26 protein-coding genes and 2 pseudogenes are annotated in these 25,437 nt (G+C 68.0%); 11 read left to right on the forward strand and 17 right to left on the reverse strand.

Translation table 11 applies throughout. From position 1 onward, the window contains the following. Positions 1–135 precede the first annotated feature (135 nt). Positions 136–726 carry an HdeD family acid-resistance protein gene (locus ACWEO7_RS16665; RefSeq protein ID WP_452424197.1) on the forward strand — a complete coding sequence of 197 codons (591 nt, stop codon included), beginning with the start codon at positions 136–138 and terminating at the stop codon, positions 724–726. Between the two features lie 173 nt (positions 727–899). After that, entirely contained in the window at positions 900–1,205 is a 306-nt protein-coding gene (locus tag ACWEO7_RS16670) for a hypothetical protein (protein WP_452424199.1), read from the forward strand. Positions 1,206–1,311: 106 nt separating this feature from the next. On the opposite strand, the gene ACWEO7_RS16675 is transcribed toward ACWEO7_RS16670, so the two are convergent. Both ACWEO7_RS16675 and ACWEO7_RS16680 read right to left on the reverse strand, forming a co-directional pair. Next, positions 1,312–3,150: an ABC transporter ATP-binding protein gene (locus ACWEO7_RS16675; RefSeq protein ID WP_452424201.1), complete on the reverse strand. Its 1,839-nt coding sequence runs from the start codon at positions 3,148–3,150 to the stop codon at positions 1,312–1,314. Next, entirely contained in the window at positions 3,144–4,988 is a 1,845-nt protein-coding gene (locus ACWEO7_RS16680; protein WP_452424203.1) for an ABC transporter ATP-binding protein, read from the reverse strand. The genes ACWEO7_RS16675 and ACWEO7_RS16680 overlap by 7 nt, the downstream gene beginning before the upstream one ends. A gap of 101 nt (positions 4,989–5,089) precedes the next feature. On the opposite strand from ACWEO7_RS16680, the gene ACWEO7_RS16685 reads away from it, so the two are divergent. The 6 genes and pseudogenes from ACWEO7_RS16685 to ACWEO7_RS16710 all read left to right on the forward strand — a co-directional run. Continuing rightward, the gene (locus tag ACWEO7_RS16685; protein ID WP_452424205.1) at positions 5,090–5,260 is read left to right on the forward strand and encodes a hypothetical protein; all 171 of its coding nucleotides are present in this window, start codon (positions 5,090–5,092) and stop codon (positions 5,258–5,260) included. Positions 5,261–6,205: 945 nt separating this feature from the next. Beyond that, positions 6,206–6,631 (forward strand): DUF4383 domain-containing protein, encoded by a 426-nt coding sequence (locus tag ACWEO7_RS16690; protein WP_452424207.1) that lies wholly within the window; start codon positions 6,206–6,208, stop codon positions 6,629–6,631. A gap of 338 nt (positions 6,632–6,969) precedes the next feature. Then, on the forward strand, positions 6,970–7,296 hold the full coding sequence (locus ACWEO7_RS16695) for a hypothetical protein (protein WP_452424209.1): 327 nt from the start codon (positions 6,970–6,972) through the stop codon (positions 7,294–7,296). Between the two features lie 43 nt (positions 7,297–7,339). After that, positions 7,340–8,350, forward strand: coding sequence for an adenylate/guanylate cyclase domain-containing protein (locus tag ACWEO7_RS16700; RefSeq protein ID WP_452424211.1), 1,011 nt, complete (start codon positions 7,340–7,342; stop codon positions 8,348–8,350). Positions 8,351–8,666: 316 nt separating this feature from the next. Then, positions 8,667–9,509, forward strand: coding sequence for a patatin-like phospholipase family protein (locus ACWEO7_RS16705; protein ID WP_452424213.1), 843 nt, complete (start codon positions 8,667–8,669; stop codon positions 9,507–9,509). Positions 9,510–9,587: 78 nt separating this feature from the next. Next, positions 9,588–9,998, forward strand: a pseudogene (locus ACWEO7_RS16710) (acyl-CoA dehydrogenase family protein); the annotation flags it as partial. A 56-nt stretch (positions 9,999–10,054) separates the two neighbouring features. On the opposite strand, the gene bfr reads toward ACWEO7_RS16710, so the two are convergent. The 4 genes from bfr to ACWEO7_RS16730 all read right to left on the reverse strand — a co-directional run bounded on the left by bfr (position 10,055) and on the right by ACWEO7_RS16730 (position 12,971). Beyond that, positions 10,055–10,534, reverse strand: coding sequence for a bacterioferritin (gene bfr / locus ACWEO7_RS16715; RefSeq protein ID WP_039801806.1), 480 nt, complete (start codon positions 10,532–10,534; stop codon positions 10,055–10,057). Between the two features lie 58 nt (positions 10,535–10,592). Continuing rightward, positions 10,593–10,784, reverse strand: a complete 192-nt coding sequence (locus ACWEO7_RS16720; RefSeq protein WP_355080904.1) for a (2Fe-2S)-binding protein — start codon at positions 10,782–10,784, stop codon at positions 10,593–10,595. Positions 10,785–10,921: 137 nt separating this feature from the next. Then, entirely contained in the window at positions 10,922–11,110 is a 189-nt protein-coding gene (locus ACWEO7_RS16725) for a hypothetical protein (protein ID WP_452424215.1), read from the reverse strand. Positions 11,111–11,507: 397 nt separating this feature from the next. Beyond that, positions 11,508–12,971 carry a DUF6345 domain-containing protein gene (locus ACWEO7_RS16730; RefSeq protein WP_452424217.1) on the reverse strand — a complete coding sequence of 488 codons (1,464 nt, stop codon included), beginning with the start codon at positions 12,969–12,971 and terminating at the stop codon, positions 11,508–11,510. Between the two features lie 543 nt (positions 12,972–13,514). Between ACWEO7_RS16730 and ACWEO7_RS16735 the strand changes: the two genes are divergently transcribed. Further along, positions 13,515–15,110: a GMC oxidoreductase gene (locus tag ACWEO7_RS16735; RefSeq protein ID WP_452424219.1), complete on the forward strand. Its 1,596-nt coding sequence runs from the start codon at positions 13,515–13,517 to the stop codon at positions 15,108–15,110. Between the two features lie 26 nt (positions 15,111–15,136). Here ACWEO7_RS16735 and ACWEO7_RS16740 read toward each other — a convergent pair whose 3' ends face one another. The 3 genes from ACWEO7_RS16740 to ACWEO7_RS16750 all read right to left on the reverse strand — a co-directional run bounded on the left by ACWEO7_RS16740 (position 15,137) and on the right by ACWEO7_RS16750 (position 16,200). Next, a complete protein-coding gene (locus tag ACWEO7_RS16740) occupies positions 15,137–15,394 on the reverse strand; it encodes a cold-shock protein (RefSeq protein WP_452424221.1) in 258 nt (85 codons plus the stop codon). Positions 15,395–15,417: 23 nt separating this feature from the next. After that, entirely contained in the window at positions 15,418–15,591 is a 174-nt protein-coding gene (locus ACWEO7_RS16745; RefSeq protein ID WP_452424223.1) for a hypothetical protein, read from the reverse strand. Positions 15,592–15,780: 189 nt separating this feature from the next. After that, positions 15,781–16,200 carry an Hsp20/alpha crystallin family protein gene (locus ACWEO7_RS16750; protein ID WP_355080895.1) on the reverse strand — a complete coding sequence of 140 codons (420 nt, stop codon included), beginning with the start codon at positions 16,198–16,200 and terminating at the stop codon, positions 15,781–15,783. A 145-nt stretch (positions 16,201–16,345) separates the two neighbouring features. On the opposite strand from ACWEO7_RS16750, the gene ACWEO7_RS16755 reads away from it, so the two are divergent. Continuing rightward, positions 16,346–16,723, forward strand: a complete 378-nt coding sequence (locus tag ACWEO7_RS16755; protein ID WP_452424225.1) for a MerR family transcriptional regulator — start codon at positions 16,346–16,348, stop codon at positions 16,721–16,723. Between the two features lie 9 nt (positions 16,724–16,732). Here the strand turns inward: ACWEO7_RS16755 and ACWEO7_RS16760 are convergent, their stop codons facing one another. From ACWEO7_RS16760 to ACWEO7_RS16790, 7 genes are all read right to left on the reverse strand, one after another. Continuing rightward, a complete protein-coding gene (locus tag ACWEO7_RS16760; protein WP_452424227.1) occupies positions 16,733–17,152 on the reverse strand; it encodes an ATP-binding protein in 420 nt (139 codons plus the stop codon). A gap of 284 nt (positions 17,153–17,436) precedes the next feature. Beyond that, complete coding sequence (locus ACWEO7_RS16765; RefSeq protein WP_452424229.1) at positions 17,437–17,883, reverse strand: response regulator; 447 nt, start codon at positions 17,881–17,883, stop codon at positions 17,437–17,439. After that, complete coding sequence (locus ACWEO7_RS16770) at positions 17,880–19,505, reverse strand: sensor histidine kinase (RefSeq protein WP_452424231.1); 1,626 nt, start codon at positions 19,503–19,505, stop codon at positions 17,880–17,882. Before ACWEO7_RS16770 ends, ACWEO7_RS16765 begins: the two co-directional genes overlap by 4 nt. Continuing rightward, on the reverse strand, positions 19,502–20,701 hold the full coding sequence (locus tag ACWEO7_RS16775; protein ID WP_452424261.1) for a PP2C family protein-serine/threonine phosphatase: 1,200 nt from the start codon (positions 20,699–20,701) through the stop codon (positions 19,502–19,504). Before ACWEO7_RS16775 ends, ACWEO7_RS16770 begins: the two co-directional genes overlap by 4 nt. Positions 20,702–20,979: 278 nt before the next feature. Beyond that, entirely contained in the window at positions 20,980–21,144 is a 165-nt protein-coding gene (locus ACWEO7_RS16780; RefSeq protein WP_355080886.1) for a hypothetical protein, read from the reverse strand. Positions 21,145–21,305: 161 nt separating this feature from the next. Then, positions 21,306–22,355, reverse strand: a complete 1,050-nt coding sequence (locus tag ACWEO7_RS16785; protein ID WP_452424232.1) for a fused (3R)-hydroxyacyl-ACP dehydratase subunits HadA/HadB — start codon at positions 22,353–22,355, stop codon at positions 21,306–21,308. A gap of 113 nt (positions 22,356–22,468) precedes the next feature. Beyond that, positions 22,469–22,798, reverse strand: a complete 330-nt coding sequence (locus tag ACWEO7_RS16790) for a DUF732 domain-containing protein (RefSeq protein ID WP_452424234.1) — start codon at positions 22,796–22,798, stop codon at positions 22,469–22,471. Positions 22,799–23,171: 373 nt separating this feature from the next. Here ACWEO7_RS16790 and ACWEO7_RS16795 point away from each other — a divergent pair, with 373 nt between their 5' ends. Continuing rightward, positions 23,172–24,692, forward strand: coding sequence for a catalase (locus ACWEO7_RS16795; RefSeq protein ID WP_452424236.1), 1,521 nt, complete (start codon positions 23,172–23,174; stop codon positions 24,690–24,692). Positions 24,693–25,251: 559 nt separating this feature from the next. Here the strand turns inward: ACWEO7_RS16795 and ACWEO7_RS16800 are convergent. Further along, positions 25,252–25,422: pseudogene (locus tag ACWEO7_RS16800) on the reverse strand (erythromycin esterase family protein); the annotation flags it as partial. Between the last annotated feature and the right edge of the window lie 15 nt (positions 25,423–25,437).

Raw genomic sequence — 25,437 nt, forward strand, 5'->3', positions numbered from 1 at the left:
AGGGATAACTACCCGGACGTTCGAACAGCGAAACGTGCACACCGCGCAACGTTGTCGCGCCTACCGGAAAACCACAGGGAATCCTGCTCGGCAAATGTCCAGAAAACTCATGTCGAGCGGCTATAGCATCAGGGAATGACGACAAACAGCGTGGTAGAGGGTCCCCTGCAGTCTCTTGCCCGCCGTGGTTGGCAAACCATCCTGCTGACCGGCGTTTTCGCGGTGATCCTCGGCATCCTGATCCTGGTCTGGCCCGACATCACTCTGGCGGCGGCGGGCATCGTTTTCGGCATCTACCTGGTGGTCACCGGCTTCCTGCAGCTGGTCGCGGCCTTCGCCGCACCGGCGAGCACCGGCCTGCGGGTGCTGGCGTTCATCATCGGCGTGGTGTCCATCGTGATCGGCGTGTTCTGCTTCCGCGACGAACTGGCCTCGTTGCTGCTGCTCGGGTTGTGGATCGGCATCGGCTGGCTGTTTCGCGGGATCGCGCTGCTGGTGGCCGGCATCTCCGAACCGGAGATGCCGGGACGCTGGTGGCAGGTGTTCTTCGGGGTCGTCACCGCGGCGGCCGGTGTCGTACTGATCGTCTGGCCGGTGCAGTCGGTGGCCACGCTGGCCCTCCTGGCCGGAGTGTGGCTGATCATCGTCGGTCTCGTGGAGATCATCGTGGCGTTCGGGGTGCGCCGGGAGGTCAAGGCCCTTCGCACCGAGGGCGCTGTCGCCTGATCGCGATCCCGCTCGGCGGGGCGCCACCGGTGCCCGGCCGGGCGGTGCCGTGTCTGCCGTGCGTCTGACCAGCACGGTTCCGTCATGCTGGAACTCGTGACAGAATCACAGGCGCATTTTCACCAGACGTCGGCTTCGGGGTTGGTCGACATCGAAAAGAACTGGAGGCACGAATGATTCGTACTGCTGGGTTTGTCGGTGCGCTGGCCCTGGCGGGGGCCGCGGCCATGCTGTCGGCGGGGACGGCGCAGGCCGCGGTCGGCACGCTGGGGATCAACGGCGAACTGCACGCGGATCCGGTGGGCTGCCTGAACACCGACGGACTTTTCTACACCACGTTCCAGATCACCGTCGTCAACAGCACCGATCGTGCCGTCACGCTGTACTCCGGAAGGGACTGCACCGGTTCCGTGGTCGGCGAGCTGCCTGTGGAGCAGATCGGGTATCTGCCCAAGGGCGGCAGCGTCTCCGTCAGCTGAGCCGCTCGTCGCAATGGCGGCCGAGGCGTGGCGTCACCCATCGCACGAACTTCGTCGGTGTGGTGCGACCGCCTCGGCCGTTTTCGTGATCGCCTGCCCGTCCGGATCACCGGCCGACGTCGGTGGGAATCCGTTGCGAGGCCGACACGGTGTCGCGTGCCCACACCGCGTGCAGGCGCGCGTAGCGCCCGCCGCGTTCGAGCAGTTCGGTGTGGGTGCCGTCCTCGGTGATCCGGCCCTCGTGAAAGAGCAGCACCCGGTCGGCGGTCTCGGCCGTGTGCATCCGATGCGCGATCGTGAGGGTGGTGCGGCCGCGGGTAAGGCGCGCCAGTGCATGTTGCACCCGCACGTCGGTGCCTGCGTCGACGCCGCTGGTGGCCTCGTCGAGGACGAGTAGATCCGGATCGACCAGTGCGGTCCTGGCCAAGGCCACGAGCTGGCGTTCACCCGCCGACAAAGCCTCGCCGCGCTGGCCGACCGGGGTCTCCAGCCCCTGCGGCAGAGTCCGCACCCAGTCCTGCAACCCGAGCCGGGCCAGTACGTCGAGCACGGCGTCGCGGGAATCGCCCGCGCGACCGAGCGCGATGTTCTCGCCCACGGTGCGATCGAAGAGGAAGGCGTCCTGCGGGACGATCGCGACCCGCCGGGTGAGCGCTTCGTCGGCGATCTCGGTGAGGTCGACACCCCACAGGGTGAGCGTGCCGCTGGTCGGCAGCAGTTGCCGGGTCACGAGTTTCGCGAAAGTGCTCTTGCCGGAGCCGGTCTCGCCGACGACCGCGACGTGCTCGCCGGGCGTGATGCGCACGTCCAGGCCGCGTAACGCGGGCCTGCCGGGGGAGTAGTGGAAGCCGACGCCGCGCAGTTCCACGGTGGCCGGGCCGGATGGCAGCGTTGTGCGCCGGGCCGCCGTGGATTCCTCGGGGATGTCCAGGATTTCGACCACGCGCCGCAGGCCGGCCTCGGCGTTACGGGCGTCGGCGAGGCTGCTGACGGCGAACTGCATGGGGCGGACGAAGAAGGTCACCAGGAACAGGAAGGCGACGATATCGCCCGCGCTGAGCCCGAGTCCCGGTCCCAGCACGCCCATTCCGGCCGCGGTGCCCGCCACCACGACCGAGGTGGTGATGAGCCCGATGGCGACCTCGCCGATGGAGACGTTGAATCCCATCGGCCACAGGGTGCGCCGCTGGGCGTCGAGCACGGCGTCGATCTGCGCGTCGGCGCGGGCGCGCATCCGTTCCTCGATGCCGTAACCGCGGATGGTGTCGATGCCGACGAGCACTTCCAGCAGGCCGCCGTAGAGTTCGCCGATGCTTCGGCGCACCTCATCGAAGCGGTGCGCCACCCACTGCTGCAGGGTGTGGCCCGCGACCGGGACGCCGATGCCGATCAACAGCACGAGCAGTGCGAGCGGCCACGAGTAGAGCAGCATCACCACGAGCGCCAGCAGCATCTGAGAGATGTTCTGCACCAGTGTGATTCCGCCGGACTGGGCGTACAGCGTGACCACGTCGACGTCATTGGTGACGCGTGCGACGAGAGCGCCGGCGGAATCCGCGCGGGGATCGGCGGGGGAAAGGCGCAGGATGCGGGCGAAGGCGGCCACCCGCAGATCCAGTAGTGCCTGCTCGACGGTGCGGATGACCCGATGGTTCATCAACGCGGAAGCGAGCATCGCCAGCAGTACCGCGAGTACTCCGGCGAACACGGCGCCGGTCACGACCCGTGCGCGGGTGGCCTGGTCGGTCGCACCGAGCAGCGCGTGGTCGAGGGCGTATTGGATGGTGACGGGGATGACGATCCGGCCGGAGGCCGCGACGACGGCCAGTAGCAAGATCACCGCGAGAGTGCGGCGGGACAGCACGGTGTCGCGGCGCACGCGGCGCAGTAGATCGGTGGTGCGGTAGTCGGGTCCGGTCGGCTCGGTGGTGCTCGTGTTCACCACGCCGGCTCCATGGTGTCGGTCTGATCGGACGCGCGGTATGCGCCGAGCAGCGCGCGATACGCCGGTTCGGTAGCGAGAAGGTCCTCGTGCCGTCCCTGCGCGACGATGCGTCCACCGGCGAGGAAAACCACGGTGTCGGCGAGCCCGACCGTCGCGGCGCGATGCCCGACCAGCACCACCGTGGTGCGGCGGTCGTCGCCCGCGTACTCGGCGCGCAGCGCCTCCACCACGGTCCGCTCCACCAGGGGATCCAGCGCGGAGGTGGCGTCGTCGAGCAGCAGCAGGCCAGGGCGGCGGAAGACGGCCCGCGCCAGCGCCAACCGCTGACGTTGACCACCGGAGAGTTGCACGGTGTCGCTGAGGTGGGTGTCCAGGCCGTCGGGAAGGCGGCCGACGAACCCCGCGGCGTCGGCGATGCGCAGGGCGCGCTCGATTTCTTCGTCCGAGGCCGCGGCGCCGAGGGTGATGTTGGCGCGAGCGGTGTCGGCGAACAAGAAGGCGTTCTGGGTGACCAGTGCGGTCCGGCGGCGCACCGCGTCCGGCGCGAGGAGCCGGGTGTCGACCCCGGTGAGCGCGACGGCGCCCCGGTCGGCCTCGAGCAGATGCGCCAGCAGCGCCAGCAGCGTGCTCTTGCCCGCGCCGGTCGCGCCGACCACCGCCAGCACGGCGCCGGGACGGACCCGTACGGTCAGGTCGCGCACCGCGCGGGTGTCGCCGGTGTAGCCGTAACCGGCCCCGGCGAGCTGCACGGCGACGCCGCGATCGTGCGCGCCGAGTGGGAGCTGCCCGTGCGCCGGGCGGTCGGCGGCGGTGAGTACGTGGTCGACCCGGATCTGCCCCGCCACGCCCAGCGGTAGCACGCCGAGGAAGCGGGCGATGACGTTGAGCGGAATCGCGGTGGTGATGAGCAGGTAGATCACCTCCACGAGGGCGCCGACGCCGAGCAGCCCGGCGTCGACCCGAGCCACGCCGACGGCCAGGATGGCCAGCGCCGCCAGGGGTGGCATCAGCTCGATCGCGGGGTCGAAGACGGCGCTCGCGTTGCCCATACGCCGGTTCGCCGTGCGGGAGGCGTCGGCGGCCGCCGCGAAACGATCGATCTCCCGATCGCCGATGCCGAGGGTGCGTACCACCTGCCGTCCGGCGATGGCCTCGTGCGCGAGCCCGCTGACCAGTGCTCGCTGCTGCTGAGCCGCGCGGGCCCGCGGTGCGAGCACCCGTTGATAGAGCAGATTCGCGGCCAGCACCAGCGGGATGAGCACCAGCGCGATCAGGGCGAGCCAGAGATCGGCGAGCGCGATGTCGACCATGACCAACAGCAGCATGGCGGTCATACCGACCGCGAACGGGTAGTGCTGCATGGGATCCCACGCCGTCTCGACGTCGGAGATCGCGCGGGAGACCAATTGCCCGGCCGGCCTGCGGCGATGCCAGGCGATGCCGAGCCGCAGGTATTGCGCGACCACGGCTTTGCGGGTCTGGGCCTCGTTGCGGTATTGCACCGTGCCGGTCGCCACACCGCGCAGGATGATCGTCGCGATGCGCAGCAGCGAGACCGCCAGCACGAAGGCCGCACCGGTCGCGGCCGCGCCCGCCAGGAAACGGCCCTCGGCGAAGCTCGCGACCACCACGTGCTCCGTACTCCATCCGACGGCTCTCGCGGCGAGCACCATGCAGCACGCGTTCACCAGGCCGGAGCCGATCGCGACCGCGGCGGCGCCCGGTGCCCGCCCGCACCCGCGCAGCATGATCGCCAACCCGCTGCGCAGGGTGCGGGGGTCCTGCCCGGCCTCGCTGTCGGCGGCCGCGGCGAGCAGTGCGCCTTTTCCGTAGCTCATGACCCCGGACACCGGAATGTCCGGGCTGATCCATTCGCCACCACGCCTCCAACCGCCTGCCTGCCCTGGACAACCGTGCCCTGGATCGTGGACCGACAGCAATGAACTCGATCAGCGTGATCGGAAATTGCGGGGACGACGATGCTTCCCAGCAAAAGTTCGGCGGTGGTGCGGACGATCTTGCCGCCAGTGAGCCGTGGTTTATCGCCGAGCTGGATACAGACCGACCCCGGCGTTTCCGCCTCGACGAATCGAAGTGCTTCGTCCGATGAATATCCCTGCGCAGCAGTTCTTTTCGTCGGGTCGACGCTTGGCGGTGCGATCCCGATCCGGGGAAGGCTACGACCGCACCTTCGTGCGAACAGAATGCGCCCGAGAGATTCCGAGTAAGCCGCTGATGACGGAAGGCGCTAGGGCGAGCAATGCGGCCGCAAACGCGCCTCCGGCGGCAGCGGCCTGCGCATCGTCGCTACCGCGCCCGCGCCCCCGTCCAGGTATCCCTCTTGCGGGCCGGACGTGCGTTCACCGTGTGCGCGGCCACTCGCCGGGGTTCGGCACGGTGGACTCCGAGGTCACCGACACCGGAACCGGCGTAGCGGCGGCCGAGCGGCGACGCCCTCGCGGATCCCATGCCATCGCCGACGCCGCTCCTCCCAGCAGAACGATCACGATCATCGTCACAACACACCAGACCAACACGTCCTTGCCTCCCTGGCATCACCATCCGGTTGACAGACTGCGTCGGCTTACCAAGGCGGACAGTTGTTTTCGAGTCGCCGACAGTATTCACCGCGCGGATGGCGCGCGCGAGTCCGCGGTACGGGGCCGATGCCTCCGCGGTCGTGTCCGAAAGCCGCGACCTATCCCGCTGCGAACGGAATGACCAGCGCGAACGCCGATGTTGTCGCCGCCGTGGCTTTCGGCGCGCCGATCGGAGGAGATGCGAATCACGAAAGTGCCTCTGTCCCGGGGTATGTGGGTGGCGTCTCAGCGCGACCATGTCCCGTTCGTTCGCCGCGAGGGGCGATGGGCGGACTCGGCCGTTCGCTGCGGGGCGATGTCATCCCCCGGGCTGGGCTGCCGCTGTTTGCCTCGTTGTCACCCGGGTAGCACGGTGGGGACGGAGGTCCACCCACACCGAAAGGGCTGGTTCGGCGATGTCCAATTCCACACCGGGCGCGACAAGGGATCGGCGGTCTCCTCTTCAGGTCGCCGCCATGGCGGTAGGAGCCGTGTTCCTCCTGGTCGGCATCCTGAAGTTCATTCCGGGGATCACGACCGATTACGGCGAACTCGATTGGGCGGGACATCACTCGCAGGCCCAGTTGCTCGGTCTGTTCAGCGTGTCTGTGCTGCACAACGCGGTCCATCTGGCTTTCGGCCTCGCCGGAGTGCTGGCCGCCCGCACCGCTGCGTCGGCGCGCGCGTTCCTCCTCGGCGGCGGCGCCCTCTATCTCGTGCTGTGGCTGTACGGACTTGTCGTGAACCCCGGCAGCGACGCGAACTTCGTGCCGCTCGATACGGCCGACAACTGGCTGCATTTCGTGCTCGGCGCGGGCATGATCGCCCTCGGTGCGGTCTTGGCGCGGCGGCCACTGACCCAGGCTCCCGGCGCGGGCAGGCAGACCGGAATTCTGGAATAGCCCGACGCATCGGCCGCGTCGCCCATGTGAATGGACCGCCGATTCGAAGGTGTGTCCCGACACCACCCTGTATCCGGTCTGTTATCGAAAAGTGTTGTGAGTCAACGAATATCATCGCCGAGCGGCGCAACCGGCGCAGCTCGGCCTTCGGCGGTACCCTCGGTGCGGGCAATGCCGGAAAGCCGCTTTTCCGAACGCCTCACATGTTGACATCGACTGCTGTTGACAACATATGATGTCAATAACTTGCTCAGCCTGCAATTCGATGCGCCGACACCGCGCGAGCCGCAGGAGTGCAGGCGCTTCGACTACTTCGGCAACGCGGCAAGGGAGTACCGATGAGGGCCAAACCACCCGCTCTGGGATATCTCCGCAAGGACGTCTCGGGTGTGTCCCAGGATTGGGACGAAGCGCAGATGCGGAGTCTGGCCAAACGTCTGGGTTACGAGTTGTGTAAGACGGTGACCTTCGGCGCCGGCACCGACGCACCGGTGGATCGCCTCGTCGACGTCGTCCGCACCTTCGGCGTCGACGCCGTGATCGCACCGGGTCTGCACCACTTCGGCAATGCGGTACCGGGCCAACTCGTCGAGGTTTGCGACCTGATCACCGTGACGCCCCAGCAGACGTACTCCCGTTCGGCGCTGTCGCGAATCTGGGCATGAATCATCGAGCGCCGGTCGCCGCCGCATGTGTTGTACTGGCGGGGTGATCGAATCCGGTGAGGTGACCGACGTGGTCGACGCTGTGGTCGAGCAGTCGTTGCTCGGCGGCCCACGACGGTACACGCGTGCCCAGGTGGCCGAGCTTTCCGGAGTGTCTGTCGAACGTGCCAAGAAGCTATGGGTGGCACTCGGTTTCCCCGCCGCGGCGAGTGACGACGACGTGGTCTTCACCGATGCCGACATTGCCGCGGTGCGCCACTTCACCGCGATGGACCCGGTCGCGGGGGCGAGCGAGCAGAGTCAGATCGCCGCCGCCCGCAGTGTCGGTCAGGCGATGGCGCGGCTGGCCGAGTGGCAGGCGGATCTGATCGCCCGTGAGATCGGCAGCCGCATCGCCGCCGAAGACGGGCAGTCGATCTCCGAATCGAACCGCGAGGCCACTGCCCGGACCATCGCGGTGCTCACCAATTTGCAGCAGTACGCGTGGCAACGACATCTCGCCGCGGCGCTGAGCCGCTCACTCGAATCCGACGGCGCCACACGGCAACTGCTCGTCGGCTTCGCCGATATGGTCGGCTACACCCGGCTCTCCCGTCACCTCGACCTCGACGAGTTGACGGATCTGCTGGAGACATTCGAGACCACCACCACCGAAGCGGTCACCGCCCACGGCGGCTGGGTGATCAAGAACGTCGGCGACGAGGTGATGTTCGCCGCCGAGAACGCCCGCGACGGCGCGCGAATCGCCCTGGCGATGCACGCGGCGGTGGCCCGCGCGGCGCAGACCGTTCCGGAAATGCCCCAGATCCGGGTGGGCCTGGCGTACGGGCCCGTCCTGACCCGCTTCGGCGACCTCTACGGCACGGTGGTCAACGTCGCCGCTCGGCTGACCGGCGTGGCCCGCCCTGGGACCGTCCTCCTCGACGACGGCGCCGCCGCGGCTCTGGATGACGACGACCAATTCCTTCTGCGCCATCTGCGCAGCGTGCGGGTCAAGGGATTCTCACGGTTGCGCTCCCACGTGTTGCGAGAGCGGCAGCGCAAACAAAGCTGACCGGTTACCGGCCGAGCCCCGTGGCGAGATGATGTGCAGTCCCGTTGGATCGCGTGCACTCGCCGCTCATCAACCGTACGAGTCGGGGCCGTTCCCGCTGTACGCGGTCGGTTCCTACGTCCAGCTCAGTTACCCTTTCACGCCGAACGGGCAGCGCACGACTCCAGGGTGCATGAACTGGGGTCCCCGGTCTCGTCGGGGTGGTCGGCAACGCCGTCGTGGAGATCTATCACCGTTGAGAGATCGCGGGACCCGGTTGACGAGTCGGCCGAATGAGCAAGCGGTCGGCCGAGGCCGGTGCGGATAGGCTGGCGTCATGTCGGACACGGTGTCATCCAAGGGTTTCTCGGTCGCGCTGGTGCTGGGCGGGGGTGGTCCGGTCGGTCTGACGTGGTTGGCGGGACTGGCTACAGGGTTGCGGGACAACGGTATCGACTTGGCGCTGGCCGACCGGTTCGTGGGAACCTCCGCCGGGTCGGTGGTCGGTGCGGTCCTGGCCGACGGTGGCGATCCGGCGCGCTTGTTGCGGCCGCCGTCCACGTCGGCGGCGCCGGTGCGGGCGGATCCGGCGCGAATCGCGGAGATATTCGCCGTGCTGCGCGCCCCCGGCCAGGATCCGGCCCAGGCACGCCGCCGGGCGGGGGAGCTGGCGCTGGCCGCGCAGGCCGGTGATCCGGACGAGCACATCGCGCGCATCGGCGGGCTGGCCGGTGTAGCGCAGTGGCCGTCGCGCGATCTCGTCGTGACCGCGATCGACATCACCACCGGTGAATTGCGGACATGGACCAAGGACGGCGCGGCGTCGTTGCCCGAAGCGCTGGCGTCCAGCACCGCGGTGCCCGGTGTCTTCCCGCCGATCCCGATCGACGGCCGCCACTACTTCGACGGCGGGTTGCGCTCGCCGGTCAACGCGGACCTGGCCGCGGGCGCGGATGTCGTGGTGATCCTCGAACCCTTGGCGCACATGTTCCCGCGCATCCCCAGCGATCGCGAGTTGGGCTCGGCGACAGAGGTTTCCATTGTCCCCGATGAGGAAGCCGTCGCCTCGTTCGGAATCGACGTGTTCGACTCGGCGGCGTTGGCTCCCGCGTATGCGGCGGGCGTGCGCCAGTCTGCCGAAGCCGCGCTGCTGCTGAAGGACGTCTGGCCCGAAGGCTGACCGAGCCGTGGCGACCGCCGGTCGATCGGGCGGGCGTGTCCCGTCGCTACACGCCCGGCGCCGCTGTGGTCGTCGTCGGCCTGCGACAGCCTCGGGCTGAGCGAGACCCTCCCGGCGGCCACCGTCGGGCTACCTCGAGGTGCGCGAGCAATTCGGCCGGCCGATCGGTTCCTTCCAGGCGGTCGAGCACGCCTGCGCGGACCTGCTGGTTCAGGTCGCAGTGGCCCGGCAGTTGGTGGCGGCCGCCGTGCGAGTGGAGGTCTCGTCCGCCCCCGACGCGGGCATCGCGGGTTCGCGGGCCAAAGCGTTCACCACCCCGAGACGGCAGTGCGGGTGGCGGGGAAGGCCATGCGGTTGCCCGGCGGCATGGGCTACACCTGGGAGAGCGGGATACACGCTTACCTCGAGCGAGCCACGCTCGATCGGTCCCTGTTCGTTACGCCCGCCGAGCACCGGAGACGGCTGGCCTGGCGATACGCCTCGGCGTGACGAGCGCCGGAGCGTAACGCCGGTCGGCCTCTCCGAGGCGCACCGGTAGGGGCGGATCAGTCGTCCGGAGTCTCTGTGAAGCGCTGGAGGTACAGCGGCTCGCCGAGTTTCTCCACCAGATCGAGTTCGGTTTCCAGGTAGTCGACGTGCTGTTCTTCGTCTTCCAGGATCTGCTCGAAGATACGAGCGGAGGTCACGTCGCCGCGTGAACGCATCAACTCGATGCCACGGCGCAGCCGTTCGACCGCTTCCATCTCGATCTGCAGATCGGCCCGCAGCTGCTCGGGCACGCTCTGCCCGATGCGCAGCGGGTTGAGTTTCTGGTAGTTCGGCAGGCCCTCCAGGAAGAGGATTCGATCGGTGAGGATCTCGGCATGTTTCATCTCATCGATGGACTCGTGCCGAGTGTGCCGGGCCAGCTTGGTAAAGCCCCAGTTCTCCTGCATCTTGGCGTGCAGGAAGTACTGGTTGATCGCCGTGAGTTCGGCCGTCAGCTGCTCGTTGAGCAGCGCAACGATGTCCTTGTCGCCGTCCATAGCAGCGATCGTGGCACAAAATCCGCGCAGCGGCGGGCAGACCGCCTGGTGTGTCGGCTCAGGCGGCCGAGGGCTGCGCTCCGGTGGAAGCCCGCGCGCGGCCGATCACCTCGGCCAATCGCGCCGTGCAGCTGCCGCAACCGGGCTTCCATCCGCAGGCGTTCTTCACCTGGCGGATGCTGTCGGCGCCCGCCGAAACGCAGGTGTGCACGTCACCTTCGGACACCGCGTTACAGATGCAGACATACATGAAGCCTCACAACCAGGTCACTTTATCGCTGAGGTTAGCCTCGACTAACGAGGTAAGCCTCCCCTAATGTATAGCAGCTCAGAGCGGCGGTGTGAAGTCGGTGCCGGCGCGAGTCGCGGGCGCAGCGGATAGTGGCGCTAGCCGGCCAGCCGCTGCGCGGCGAGCTGCCGCAACTCGCTGGACTTGATCTTGGCGCTGCCGGTGAGCGCGATGTCCTCCTCGGTGAACAGCAGCACGTGGCGCGGCACCCTATAGCTGGGCTGCCGCTCACACAGGAAGGCCCGCAGTCGCGCGCCGTCCACCGTCGCGCCCGCCTGTGGCACCACGCACGCCACCACAGCCCGCGGCCGCGACACTGGCCGTGCTCTGGAATCCCGCTGGGCCGGGTCTGGGGTTGACGGCCGGACCTGATGTGGTGGACACCGCGCCGGGCTACTGCGGGACACGCTCGCGGAATTAGCAGCGCCGCACCGGATTCCGATGCGACTCTGATCGCTCAAGCGACCATCGGTACGCTCGCCGAGCGGTGGCGCCGACGCGGCGAGCCCGTTCCCGGCGACGTCGAGCGCGTCACGGCCTTCTGCCTGCGCGCCCAGACTCCGCCGGGTCCGGGATGAATCCGCGCCTATCGACGCAGGTGAGGGTGGGCGCGGTTCGTTCTGGGCGACAAACCATCCCGGGCTGAGACCCGGAATACGCGGGAAAGAGGGCGCCGGACCCGGCTCAGGCGGTGATCTCGACGACGTCGCGGATCCGGAAGCGGTCACTGGAGGTGATCTCGACCGCCTGCCGGGCGACCACGACCGCGGCGTCGCGATCGAAGCGGTAGCCGACCTCGAGCGAATCGGGCACGACGGTCGAGCGCGCGCCGTCGCGCAGGCATTCGGCTCGCGCGGTGGTCGCCGCGTCCAGAGCCGCTATGGCGTCGAAATCGTCGCCCGATGGCGGGCGGGTCTCGTCGGCGCCCGCGATCGGGACTGTCGTGTCCGATATCGAGCAGAGCCGACCGGCCGGGTCGAGCGTCACGCTCAGTTGACCATCGCCGCCTGCCACCGCGGCGACGCCGTCGTAGACCTGGCGGTAGTGCAGGGTGTACTCGGCCACGGATGCCGCTACCTCGTCACCGTCGCGGCTGCCACCGCCGTGGAAGGTGGCCGACATACCGGCCAACGCCAGGTCGTGGCCGAGGTCGAGTTGCCGGACCGCGCGATCGGCGATATCCCGAACCTCCTGCGGTGCGATGCTGTCGGCAGTGCGGTCCGGCTCGGCGTAGAACACGTGGTACGCGCCGTCCGGATGCATGACCAGCCGCGGTTCGAATTCGACCGGGGCAGAATACTCCTCGGCTGTGGGCGACACAGGCTCGGCGAGCACGGCCCGCAGACCGAACCGTTCGGCGAGTTCGGCGGCGGTATCCGCGTCGGCGCGACGGCGCGACAAGCGCAGCGACCACGGCTGGCGAGGAACGTGAATGCCGAGGTCGACCTCGATGGGGACTTGGCCCGCCCATCGCCACCAGTACCAATTGTCCGACACCGGCTCGCCGAAGAAGAGACGCTCGTTCCACAGCCGGTCCTGTGCCTCCCGGTCGGTGGCGCCGCATGCCGCCGAGGACACTCGGTGATCGTTGTGGAAGATCGACAGCGCCGCGTCCTGCCAAGCCTGACTGAACGACTTGCCGGTGTTCCACTCCTTGAAGAACCGCGTCCCCTGCTGATCGGTGTCGAAGGTGAGGCTGTCGAACCCGAACAGCATCCGCGCGCCCAGGTTCGGCGTATGCCAGGTGCGAAATGGGCTGTGCCCGTCGTGCATTCGCAACGACTCGCATCCGTGGAGGAACAAGTAGCGCAACCGCTGGTCACCGAAACTCATCCGATCCGACCACGCGTAGATGGTGTCATCCCAGGTCCGGCCCATCGCGGTGAGGAACACGCCGTCGTCCATGGTCGTGCTGTGCGCGTAGTGATAGAAGACCTTCACCGAGTCCATGCCGAGGCGGTCCTGCCAGTTGTCGTACTCCTTGTCGTAGCGCCATTCCCGGACGTCGTCGTCCTTGGCGTGGAAATTGATCGTGTTGAACTTCGCGACGTAGTCGAGGAAGCCGTTGACGCAGGCGTGCGGGTGACTCAGTGGGGCGTCCTGCGGGTAGACCTGAACCGACGCGCCGGCGTAGATGTTGTCTGACATGGCTGAATGGTCGCGAACGTCGGCCGCCGGAGCACGGGTAGCCGACTACTCGATTCGCGCGGGTCATCGGCCGTTTTCGACCGGGTTGAACGGCACGTCGCGATCGGCGGCGAACTCGCGGGGCATGCCGAGCACGCGTTCGCTGATGACGTTGCGCCATCTCGGTGCTGCCGCCCGCCGGGCTCCACGCCGACCGGAACGGGTAGTCGAGGCCGACCCGGGTCGTGTCCGCCGCGTCACCGGGGCTGTGGGTGGCCGCGGTGAACCCGGCCATGCGTTCCGTCATATCGGTTTGCAGCCAAGCGTTCTCGGCGGTACGGGGTGGCGGATGTTGTTGCACAGCACCAGTGCGCCCACGCGCAGGCGCGTGGTGGCGGCCGTCCACGCCTCCCGCGCAGCACCGGACCACCTCCGAAGCGATTGTGACCTCTGCTACAGATCCAGCCACGACCGGACATGCATGTCCGGTTATATTACTGTCCCTTAGCGGCCATGGTGGGCCGCGCGAGATCCGAGCTCGCGTCCGATCTTCGAGGGTGTGTGATGTCAGCAATTTCGCGCCGGTCACTGTTGACCGGAGCAGCCGCGGCGGGCGGTCTCGTGGTCGCCTCCCGCTACGCGAACACGACGAGTCCGATCGCCGCGCGGGTGAACAGCGTTCCGCTCACCCGGGAGGAGCATCGGGTGGTCGTCATCGGATCGGGGTTCGGCGGTGGTGTCACCGCCCTGCGCCTGGCCGAGGCCGGAGTTCGGGTCCTGGTGCTCGAACGTGGTCTGCGCTGGCAGACGGGCCCGAACGCGGAGACCTTCCCGCGCGCTTCGGCGCTGGACAAGCGGGTGCTCTGGTACAAGTCCAGCCCCGTATTGTTCGGCAAGCCGTTGGTCTTCGAGCCGTACACCGGACTCGTCGAGGCGGTGCCCGGTACCAATATGACCGCGCTGTGCGCGGCGGGCGTGGGCGGGGGATCGCTGGTCTATCAAGGGATGTCCCTGCAACCGACGCGGGAGGTGTTCGATACCCACTTCCCCGAGGCCTTGGACTGGGCGACGATGGATCGGGTGCACTACCCGCGGGTGGCACGCATGCTCGGCTTGGCTGTCGCCCCGGACGAGCTGATCGCCAGTCCCAACTACGCGGCCGCGCGGGTTTTCGCCGACCATGTGCGCCGCGCCGGGCTTCCGCTGTCGAAGATCCCGATGCCCATCGACTGGAACTTCGCCCTGGCCGAACTGCGGGGCGAGATGAAGCCCTCCTACACCAACGGCGACGGCGCCATGGGGGTGAACAACGGCGGCAAGCATTCGGTCGACGTCACCTACATCGCGGCCGCCGAGGCGACCGGCCTGGTGACGGTCGAGCCGCTGCACCAGGTCACCGATGTCGAGCGTGCCGCCGACGGCAAGTGGATCGTCCACGTCGAGCGCCTGGACACCAGCGGCGCCGTGCTGGAGAACAAGATCATCACCGCCGGTGCGCTGGTGCTGGCCGCCGGAAGCCTCAACACCACAAGACTGCTGGTGCGCGCCTCGGCGAAAGGCCTGATCCCCGATCTGCCCGACGGACTCGGCCAAGGCTGGGGCACCAACGCCGACCGCATCTACCTGTGGACCGATCCGACCGCGAGTTTCGGTGCGGAGCAGGGCGGTCCAGTGGTCTACGGCAGCAAGAACTGGTCCGACCCGCACTCCGCTCACACCCTGATCCAGGCGTCCATCCCGCCCATGGGCGCCGACGCCAACAGCACCATGATGGTCGGGTACGGCGTCAGCGACGGTCGTGGGCACTTCGTCTACGACGCGGCCCGCGACGACGCGATTCTGCAGTGGCCGCAGGACGGTGACAGCTACATCCAGGACAATTACATCGGTCCCGCGGCCCACCGGATCGCCGGCCCGGCAAGCGTTCTCACCGACACCAACCTGCTGTTCCCGTCGACCTGGCACCCCTTGGGCGGTGCGAGTATGGGAGCCGTCTGTGATCTGGAGGGCAGGGTGCACGGCCAGCGGGGCCTGTACGTGCTCGACGGTGCGCTCATGCCCGGGAACACCGCGGCGTGCAACCCGTCGATGACGATTGCCGCTGTTGCCGAGCGCGCTTTGGATACCTTGGCGGCCAATGACGTCGGCACGGTCATCTGACCGTGGCCGCCGGGCTCAGGCCGTGGTCAAGCGTCGGGCAGCACCGGGCGCACCGCCGTGGCCTCGGGGCCGCGCTTGCGCATGGCGGCGGTGAACACCACGGGCTGACCCGCGTACAGCGCTTTGTATCCCGTGGTCTCGATGCTGGTGTACTCGATGAAAACCGGCGTGGGATCGTCTTCGGGCTGTAGGAACCCGAAGCCCTTCTCGATGTTGAACCAGACCACCGTGCCGCGGCGCCAGTATTCCGCCGCGGCACGGGGGCGGTAGGGCTGTTCGGTCACGAAAGTCAAGGATAGAGGCCGGATCACGCGGCGCTGCGGCGCACCGGATCGGAATGCATGATCCGCCGCCACCAAGCGTCCAGCGGACTGGGGTCGGGCCAGATGATCGCGGCGTCGGAGGAAATCCCGGCTCCGGCCTGGGTCGCTGTGAGCACGGGGTCGGGTGAATCGGCGGCTGCCATAATCGGATGCTCCATCAAGTACGCTCCGTTCGCACGAAACCGCTTGTGCCATAACATCTTCTATATATCGGCGAGAGGCGGGCCCGGTATTCCGGGCCCGCCCGAAAAAGCGGGAATGACACTTTTCGCAGATTGATTCCGATATCACTGGCTGCGACATCACCTCGCTTTCGATTGTGCGGGAGTCTTGCGGTCTACGCGGCTTCAGACGTCGATCGCCTTGTGTCCGTTACCGCGGCCGATTTCGATCTTGCGTGGCTTGGCCTTCTCTGCCACAGGAATCGTGAGGCGAAGAACGCCGTCGGTGTAGTCGGCGCGAATCTTGTCGGTGTCGAGGTTCTCGCCCAGGAACAGCTGACGGCTGAACACGCCGCGAGAGCGTTCCGCGGCGATCATCTCCCGGCCCGAGTCCAGTTCGGGACGACGCGCGCGTACCGTCACCACATTGCGCTCGATGTCCAGGTCCAGGGATTCGGGATCGATGCCGGGCAGGTCGAACTCCACGACGAACTCCTCGCCGGCGCGCCAGGCATCCATCGGCATCACCGCGGGGTGCGCCTTCGTGCCGAACACCTGCTGCGTCAGACGGTCCAGATCGCGGAACGGATCGGTGCGCATCAGCATGGTCGCCACCTCCAACTCACTCCATTCTCCATAGTAGGGGCCAGATAACCTCTGTTGTCTGGCATAGATTTTTTGTACCACCAGAGGAAGTTGAGTGCAAGGCGCTAAACTATGAAATCTGTCGGCCGAAGTGAAGTGAGGATGGATGGCGCAGGAGAGGGGCGACTCGGGGCATCTGCCGGATCCCGACCAAGCGGTGTACGGGATTTCGGTCGCTGCCGAACTGGCCGGAATCGGGGTGCAGACGCTCCGGCTCTACGAGCGGCACGGATTGCTGACCCCTGCGCGCAGCGACGGAGGCACCCGCCGCTATAGCGGCGACGATCTGGCCCGGCTGCGGCGAATCACCGACTTGGTCGCCACGGGAGCGAACCTGGCCGGCATCCGCCGCATTCTCGACTTGGAGGACGCGAACGCCGACCTGCACGCGGACAACGACCGGCTGCACGCGGCCAACGACCGGTTGCAGGCCGACAACGTCCGTCTGCGGGACGCGCGGAACCATCCGCCCGGTGGCGCGTAGGTTCGGGGACTATGCCGAAAAGGGTGTGCGCAGATCGACCACCGTGCCGGTATCGCCGGCGGTCACGGTGACCTCTGGAATGAGTGCGCGGATCAGTGGCATGCCCCGACCACGCAGGGAATCGGCTTGCGGATCGGGCTGTTTCCATCGGCCGCTGTCGGAAATGGTCACCCGGAGTTCGTCGCCGTCGATCGACGCACGCAAGCGGACCACGCCGCCGTCGCCCTGATGGCCGTGCTCGACGGCATTCGTACACGCCTCACCGACGGCGAGTAGCACGTCGTAGGCCGGGGCCGCGGCCATGCCGCACTGGGTGAGCCATTCCTGCAAGGTATGCCGGACGTTGGCCAATTGCACCGCCTCGGCGGGGAAGTCCAGCTCCAGCGGCGTCACGGCGTTGGGTAGGGGAACCCGCTCGCCCGCGCTCACGAGCGCGTACCAGCCGCCGGGAGCGCAGTGTGTCTGTCGCGGGCCGGTTTTCCCGTCGTCGTGCCTCGCCGATAGCGTCGATGCGCCGTCACCTCGTTACCTCCCTATCGGGGATCGGTGCGCTGTACTCGCCACGCCGAGCACGTGGGCCGCCGTCGAGCTCGGCTGTCGTGTTCGCCGTGGATGTGCCGTTCTCCCCGAGCTATACCCAGTTGATCATTCCCCATGCAAGGCCGCGGTCCCGTCGGTGAGAATCGCCTGCGCCGGCACCGCGGCGAGCGCCATCACAGGATATGCCGCGGCAGCCGGACGACCTGGACGAAGAACTCATCGATCTGTTTGATGGCGGCGACGAACTGGTCGAGGTCCACCGGCTTGGTGACGTACGCGTTCGCGTGCAGCCGGTAGCTGCGCAGAATGTCCTCCTCGGCCGCGGAGGTGGTGAGCACGACCACCGGGATGTGCGACAGATCGGGGTCGGCTTTGATCTTCTCCAGCACCTGCCTGCCGTCGTACTTGGGCAGGTTCAGGTCGAGCAGGATCAGATCAGGCCGCGGAGCGTCCGCGTGCCGTCCTTGGCGATAGAGGAACTCGAGCGCCTCCTCGCCGTCCCTGGCGACGTGCAAGGTGTTGCCGATCTTGTTGTCCTCGAAGGCTTCTCGCGTCATCAGCTCGTCGCCCGGGTCGTCCTCCACGAGCAGGATGTCGATGGGCTGGCCGGGATCGGTCATGCGGTGGCTCCTTCAGGGGCGGGGACGTCGGCGGTGCGGGCGGCGAGGTCGGCTTCGGCGGTGCGCAGGGTGAAGTAGAAGCGAGCGCCCGCGGTGTACTCGGTGTCGATCCAGATCCGGCCACCGTGATACTCCACGATCTTCTTGCAGACAGCCAGCCCGATACCGGTTCCGCTGTACTCCTCACGATTGTGCAGCCGCTGGAAGATGACGAACACCTTCTCGGCGAATTCGGGCGCGATACCGATGCCGTTGTCCGAGATCGACAGCAGCCAGCCACTGCCGTTCTCGGCCGGTTCACAGGTGATCTCGATCCGCGGTGCGCGGTCGGGCTCGCGGAACTTGATGGCGTTGGCGATCAGGTTCTGCCACAGCATGGTCAGCAGGGTCGGATCGCCGATGATCTCGGGCAGCTCGTCGGGCCGCTGGATGCTCGCGGCGGTGTCATCGATCACCGCGGAGAGATTGGTCAGCGCCTTGTCCAGGGACGGGCCGAGGCCGGTGGGTTCGGTGCGGTCGGTGACGCGGCCGACGCGGGAGAAGGTGAGCAGGTCGTTGATCAGCCCCTGCATCCGCTTGGCGCCGTCGACGGCGAAGTCGATGTACTGCTTGCCGCGCTCGTCGAGCTTGTCGCCGTAGCGCTTCTCCAGCAACTGGCAGAAAGACGCCACCTTGCGCAGCGGCTCCTGCAGATCGTGTGAGGCGACGTAGGCGAACTGCTCCAGCTCGGCGTTGGACCGGCGCAGTTCCACGGCCTGCAGGTCCAGATCCGTCTTCTGCTCCGCGAGCACCGCTTCCTTGGCTCGGGAGGAATCCAGCTCGGCGACGATGCGGCGGCGCATGCTCTCCACCGCGTTCGCGACGGTCGCCAGGTCGGCGGGGCCGTGGGCCTCGATGTGATGATCGAAGTCGCCGCCCGCCACCCGCAGCGACGCATCCGTCAAGGACCCGAGGGGACGGACGATCAAGCGCCGGATCAGCACGGTCAGCAAGACACCGGTCAGCAGGAACGCCACGACCATCCCGGCCAGCACGGCGTCCCGGACCGCGCGAGTGTGTGTCAGCTCGTCCTCGTCGTGCGCGATGGCCGCCGCGAGACTGCTGTTCTGGGTGTCGAAACGTGTCCGGATGTCGTCGAACAGCGGCTTACCGCGGACCGGCGTGGTGGAGTCGGTGCCGAGGGGTGATCCAGAGGCCAACCCCGCGACCAGCGGCTCCGCGAACTCGTCGCGCCAGCGCTGTGCGGCCTGCTCCACGGCGTCGAGCTCGTCGAGCAGCGGCTGTCGATCGGCCAGCAGCTCGCGCAGGCGGGTCGCCGACTGCGCCTCGTCCCGGGTGCCGTCCCGGTAGGGCTGGAGGAACTGCGGGTCGGCGGTGATCCGGTAGCCGCGCAGACCGGTCTCCTGGTTAACCAGGGCACTCTGTAACCGGTAGGCTTCGGCCGCCGCGGGCAACGTCCTGTCGATGAGCCGATCGGTCACGCGGTTGGTCTGCGCGATCACCTGGGCGCCTGCCACGGTGCCGATGATCACCACCAGCACCATCGCGGCCAGTACCAGTTGGAACCAGGCCTGGGCGGTCAATCGTGCGCTGAGCGGCGCTCGACCGGTCGTCATCGTCATCGCTCCTGTCCTTGCCCGTCGCCGTTCCATCCCAGATACAGAATGGCGACATCGTCGTCCAATCCGCCGGACGCACCCGCCAGCGCCTCCACGCGACCGATCAGCTCATCGACGAACCAGTCGGGATCCGCGGCTCGCACGGCGCGTGCCACCTCCATCAGCCCTTGCTCACCGAGTCGTTCCCGATCGGTTCCGGCGTGCCCTTCGAACAGGCCGTCGGTGAACACCATCAGCCCGGAGCCCAGCGGCAGCTCCAGATCGTGGACGGGCCACTCGGCACGACCGGGCAGGAAGCCCAGGGCGGGACCGCCGGGGACCTCGACCCAGGTCAATCCGGAAGGCGAGCGCAGCAGCATCCCCGGGTGCCCGGCCCGCAGCACCTGGGCGCGGCGGTCGCCGGGATGCAACACCAGGCTCGTGACCGTCGCGAAGGTCTGCTTGCCGGTGCGTTCGGCCAGCAGCACTTGCTCGAGCAGCCGCAGTTGCCGTGCGCCGGTGACGCCGCTCAGCACCAGGGTGCGCCAGGCCAGGCGCAGGGCCACGCCGGTCGCCGCCTCGTCCGGGCCGTGGCCAGACACGTCACCGATGACGGCGTGCACCGTGCCGTCCGCGTCCTGCACGACGTCGTAGAAATCGCCGCCGAGCAGTGAATGGGCCCGGCCGGGACGGTAGCGCGCCACGACGTCGACGACCCGCTGTCCCCGCAACAGCGGGGTGGGCAGCAGGCCGCGCTCCAGCCGCGCGTTCTCTTGGGCGCGCATATTGCTCGCCTGCAGGGCCGCGCTGGTGCGCTCGGCCTGCTTGCGCTGGATCGCGTACCGCACGGCGCGCCCGAACAGCTCCGGCTCGACCCGGCCTTTGACCAGATAGTCCTGGGCTCCCGCCGCGACCGCGGCCAACCCGGTCTGCTCCTGATCGAGTCCGGTCATCACCACGATCGCGACCTGGTCGGTGTGCTTGCGGATGCGCTCCACCGCCTCGAGCCCGTTGGCATCGGGCAGATGCAGGTCCAGCAGCACACAGTCGGGCTCGGCCGAGGCGAGGTGCTCGGCGGCCTCCGCCAGCGACCGGACCCAGTCCAGTCGCAGGCCCGGCGCGCCGTCCACCACCAGTTCCTCCACCAGCAGCGCATCCCCCGGATCGTCCTCGATCAAGAGCACCGAAGGTTGCTGCCACGGCCAGTCCGCGCCGACCATCACCTCGGGATCGCCGTCTGTCCCGTCACGCCGCACGGACACCGCCGGTCGCGGGTCCGGTTGTGACGGAACGACTGACACCACTGATGCCGTCGTCGGCGAACACCGACAACCCGGCCTCCGATCCCCAATGGCGGCACCAGCGCACGCCTACTGTCTCAGCGGCCGTTTGCTGGACCGAGAGGCAGGCAAGATCGTATCCGATCCGCCACCCGACCGAGACATGACGGTGTTCACCTGGGCAGAAGCGGAGGCTGGGCGCGAAGGGCGCGGGAAGATCAGACCATGGTGCCCGTCAGTCGTGCGGTGCTCCGCTCGTCGTCCCGGGTCGCGCCGTCACGGCGCGGGGAGCGGACTTCCGCCAAGCTGCGTGCGACGACCGTGGCATGGACCGCGATGACGGCAAGGGAAGCCGAGCCGATCACAGCAAGAAGCACAACCACGACAGATACCGGTCCTTTCGGGTGCGAGCGGGCCGGTTGCCCGCTCGATCGAGTGCCGAGTTCGCGTCCACCGATCCCGGCGGGCGCGTGCTCCGCCTCCAACGTGCCCGCGTCGCTCCGGACCAAACACACCGACCCGGCGGCGCGAACGGGTCGCGCGATCACGCGAGGACGACCTCGGCCGTCGCGCGACCGAAGATCTTGTGGCCGTCGTGCTCGGCGGTGATCGCGACGGTGGCGGTGCGCGTGTCCGCGTCCAGGTGTTTCACCCGGCCCGAGAACTCGATCCGGCCTCCGGCCGCGCCGACGTGCACCGGATTGGTCAGCCGGACGTTGTAGGAGCGCAGGGCCCCGGGGTCGCCCAGCCACGAAGTGAGCAAATCCACACTGAGCCCGATGGTGAACATGCCCTGCGCGACAACCGTTCCCATCCCCATCCTGGCCGCCGCCTCGGTGCTCCAATGGATGGGGTTCGGGTCGCCCGCCACTCCGGCGTAATTGACCAGGTCGCCTTGGCTGACCGTGAGTGTGCGTGGGGGAAGTTCCGCGCCGGGACGCACGGCTTCGAACCGCCGTCCCCGCGGGTTCGCCGATGTGACGGGCGTCTCGCGGGCGGGCTCGCTGCCGTTCCCCACGCGGCGCGGGTCGGGGACCCGGCGCTGCTGCCGGGCCTCCGGGCGTACTCCGTGCATCACCACAGCGTCCAACCAGGCAGGCAAGGCCTCGTCGGCCCGCCCGACCAAGCTGGTCCGAGACGTGAGCACCGGGCGATCGTCCCGGTCCAGGATGGTCTGGCGCAGGACGATGAGGTCGCCGCCGAACGCGTGCCGGAACGAGTCCAGAGACATCTCGAAACCGATCCGGTCGCCGGCCAGAAGCGGACGGTGGAATTCGACCATCTGGTCGGTCTGGATGGTCCGGCTCAGGTCGTAGCCCGGCAGGATCGTGTCGAACACCTCGGCGTAGGCGAGATACCCGGGCACCGCGCCGAAGGTCGGCGGAGCGACCAGGTTGCCGTAGCCGAGGTCGGCCGCGGCGTCCTCCGACCAGTGCGCCGGATGCCGATTGCGCACCGCGCGGGCGTACTCACGGATCTTCTCGCGGGCGACCTCGTAGTGATCGCCGCTGCGATACCGGCGCCCGACCATAGCGGCGGGCACCGCGGCGTCGGCCGCGTCGTTCGCACTCGATGTAGCAGGGATTCTGGACATCGCGGGGGAATCTACCCAAGGAGAGGCGGATTTCCGGTCAGCCCGCATCGCACGCCGTTTCGCGGCAGGAGACGTCCGCGGACCGGGGCGCCTCGGTCGCCGATCGTGGCGGTTCAGCACAGATTCCGCTCGGCGGCCACCACCACGGCGGCGGCCTCGTCCACCGATTGGTGCGCGCTCATCCGCACAACGATGTCGGCTTCGGGCGCTCCCGCCGCCAATTCCCGGCACACCGCGTAGCCCAGATCGAGCAGCGCCGCGGTCACGCCGTCGCCCGCGGTCCGCACGCCGAGCCGCTGTAGATCGGCGAAATAGCCTTTGGTGGCACCGCGCGGAGCGTGCGCACGCGCTTCGGTGACGATGAACGCCGCCGCGACCGCGGAGACGGCCAACGTACAGACGACCAGCACCCCGCACAGCGCGAGCTTCATTTCGTTTCCCATCGAAAGAATTTGTGGTCGGACGGAATTCGGCATGCGACAGCCGACGCAGCCTAGCCGGGCGCCGGGCGCCCCGCCGAAGAGCCCCCGTGCCGGTCGTGCGCGTACCGATCGCGCGCCGCCGGTGGCGCGGACCCGGTCGCTCGCCGTCGCGGAGGGCCTGGTCAGCGCTAGTTTGAGCAGTGGTTCCCTGGGAAGTCGATCGACAGGACCCACGGGACGGGTACAGGCCTTCGGCTGGCCGCGGCCGCGATGCTGTTCGTCGAGCGCGGGAACCTACCCGCAAACCACGTCGCGGTCGTGAGGCGGTCGCGCCGCTCGTCCCCGCGGTCTCGTCGCCGGCCTCCTGCCTGCGGCTCCGTAGGAGAGGAGAGAGATGTCTGGCCCGAACTACACCACCGATGACGCCGGGATCCCGGTCCCCAGCGACGAGCATTCACTGACCGTCGGGCCGGATGGGCCGATCCTGCTGCAGGACTGGTATCTGATCGAGAAGATGGCGGCGTTCAATAGGGAACGCGTGCCCGAGCGCCAGCCGCACGCGAAGGGCGGCGGCGCGTTCGGCGTCTTCGAGGTCACCCACGACGTGAGTGCCTACACCATGGCCGAGGTATTCCAACCGGGGAAGAAGACGGAGATGCTGGCCCGCTTCTCCACCGTCGCGGGAGAGCGCGGCAGCCCCGACACCTGGCGCGATCCCCGCGGGTTCGCGCTGAAGTTCTACACCGGGCAGGGTAACTTCGACATGGTCGCCAACAACACGCCGATCTTCTTCGTGCGCGACCCGATGAAGTTCCAGGACTTCATCCGTTCCCAGAAGCGCCGCGCCGACAACAATCTGCGCGACCACGACATGCAATGGGACTTCTGGACGCTGTCGCCGGAATCCGCGCACCAGGTGACCTGGTTGATGGGTGACCGCGGTATCCCGCGCACGTGGCGGCACATGAACGGATACTCCAGCCACACCTACATGTGGGTGAACGCCTCCGGGGAACGGTTCTGGGTCAAGTACCACTTCAAGACCGATCAAGGCATCGAGTTCTTCACCCAGGACGAAGGCGATCAGATGGCGGCGATGGACACCGACTATCACACCCGCGATCTGTGGGAATCCATCGAAGGCGGCAATTTCCCGAGTTGGACGTTGAAGATGCAGATCATGCCGTTCGACGAGGCGAAGTCCTACCGGTTCAACCCCTTCGACCTGACCAAGGTGTGGCCGCACGGCGACTATCCGCTGATCGACGTCGGCAGGATGACGCTCGACCGCAATCCGGCGGATTACCACACCGAGATCGAGCAGGCGGCATTCGAGCCGAGTAGTTCGGTACCCGGCACCGGGCCGAGCCCGGACAAGATGCTGATGGCCCGCTGGTTCTCCTACCCCGACGCGCACCGGTACCGTATCGGCGCCAATTACAAGGAGCTCCCGGTCAATACACCGCACGCCACCACCGTCCGCTCGTACAGCAAGGATGGCGCGCTGCGGCACCACAACCCGGGTGATCCGGTGTACGTGCCGAACTCGAAGGGCGGCCCGCACGCCGATCCCGCCGTCGCTGGTCCGCCCGCGACGTGGCACACCGACGGCGAACTCGTGCGCTCGGCCTACACGCTGCACCGGGACGACGACGATTGGGGCCAAGCGGGCACCATGGTCCGCGACGTGCTCGACGACGCGGCACGGCAGCGGCTGGTGGACAACATCGTCGGGCACCTGCTGAACGGCGTCAGCGCGCCGGTGCTGGACCGGGCCTTCGAGTACTGGCGCAATGTCGACAAGAATCTCGGCGACCGGGTCGAGGCCGGGGTGCGCGCGAAACAGGACGAACTCGACCCCAAGGCGGCCGGACAAGCGAATCCGGCTCGCTCGTCGGCGCAAGCGAAAGCCTGACGGACGCCAACAAGCGGCCGGTGCCGACCGGCCGCTTGTTCGTTGTCTTTTCGTGATCTATTCGTCGGGTGTCCCGCGCCGGCTCTTCGAGTGTGTGCGGGAGCATGACTCTCCGGATCCAGTGGACCGCAAACACCGTGGTGTTTCGAACGAATTCGAGGCTCGGTGACGTCCCCGTGGTACCGGATGGATCGCACCGGGCCGGCCGACGCAGATCGGAGGACCGCATAATGGCGTTCGACGCCGATATTCGACCTGATCAACGCTCGCGACGCAGTCCGTGGGCCGCCTGGACGATCGCCGCGGTTGGTGTGGCCGCGGCAGCGGTGGTTTCCGCCGCTCCCGCCGCGGCGGAGCCGTCGTCCGCCGGCGAGCCCGATCTCCCGCTGGAGGTTCCCATTCCCGGTGGATTCCGGGGTTTCTCCGAAATCTTGCGATTCGTTCCGCCCGCGCCGCCGGTACCGCAGATGCCGCTCGGTCGACCTGTGCCGCACCACGGCGGGATATCGGCGCCGCATCATGACGGTCGTTCGCTGCCACACGACGGCGGCGCGACCGGTCACACGGCGAAGGGATAGGTTTCGGGCAGTTCCCCGGCTCCCCATCGGGAGGTACGGTCGGTTCCAGTGCGCTGGTCTCATCGATGTGGATCAGCGCGTCGAACTGGTCGGCGCTCCGTGCTCGGAAGCAGGTGGCTGCGCCGCTCGGTTCGCGGCCGGTAGGCGACGCCCGGCGTGGTCACGCA

This window comes from Nocardia sp. NPDC004260 (genome assembly GCF_053603155.1).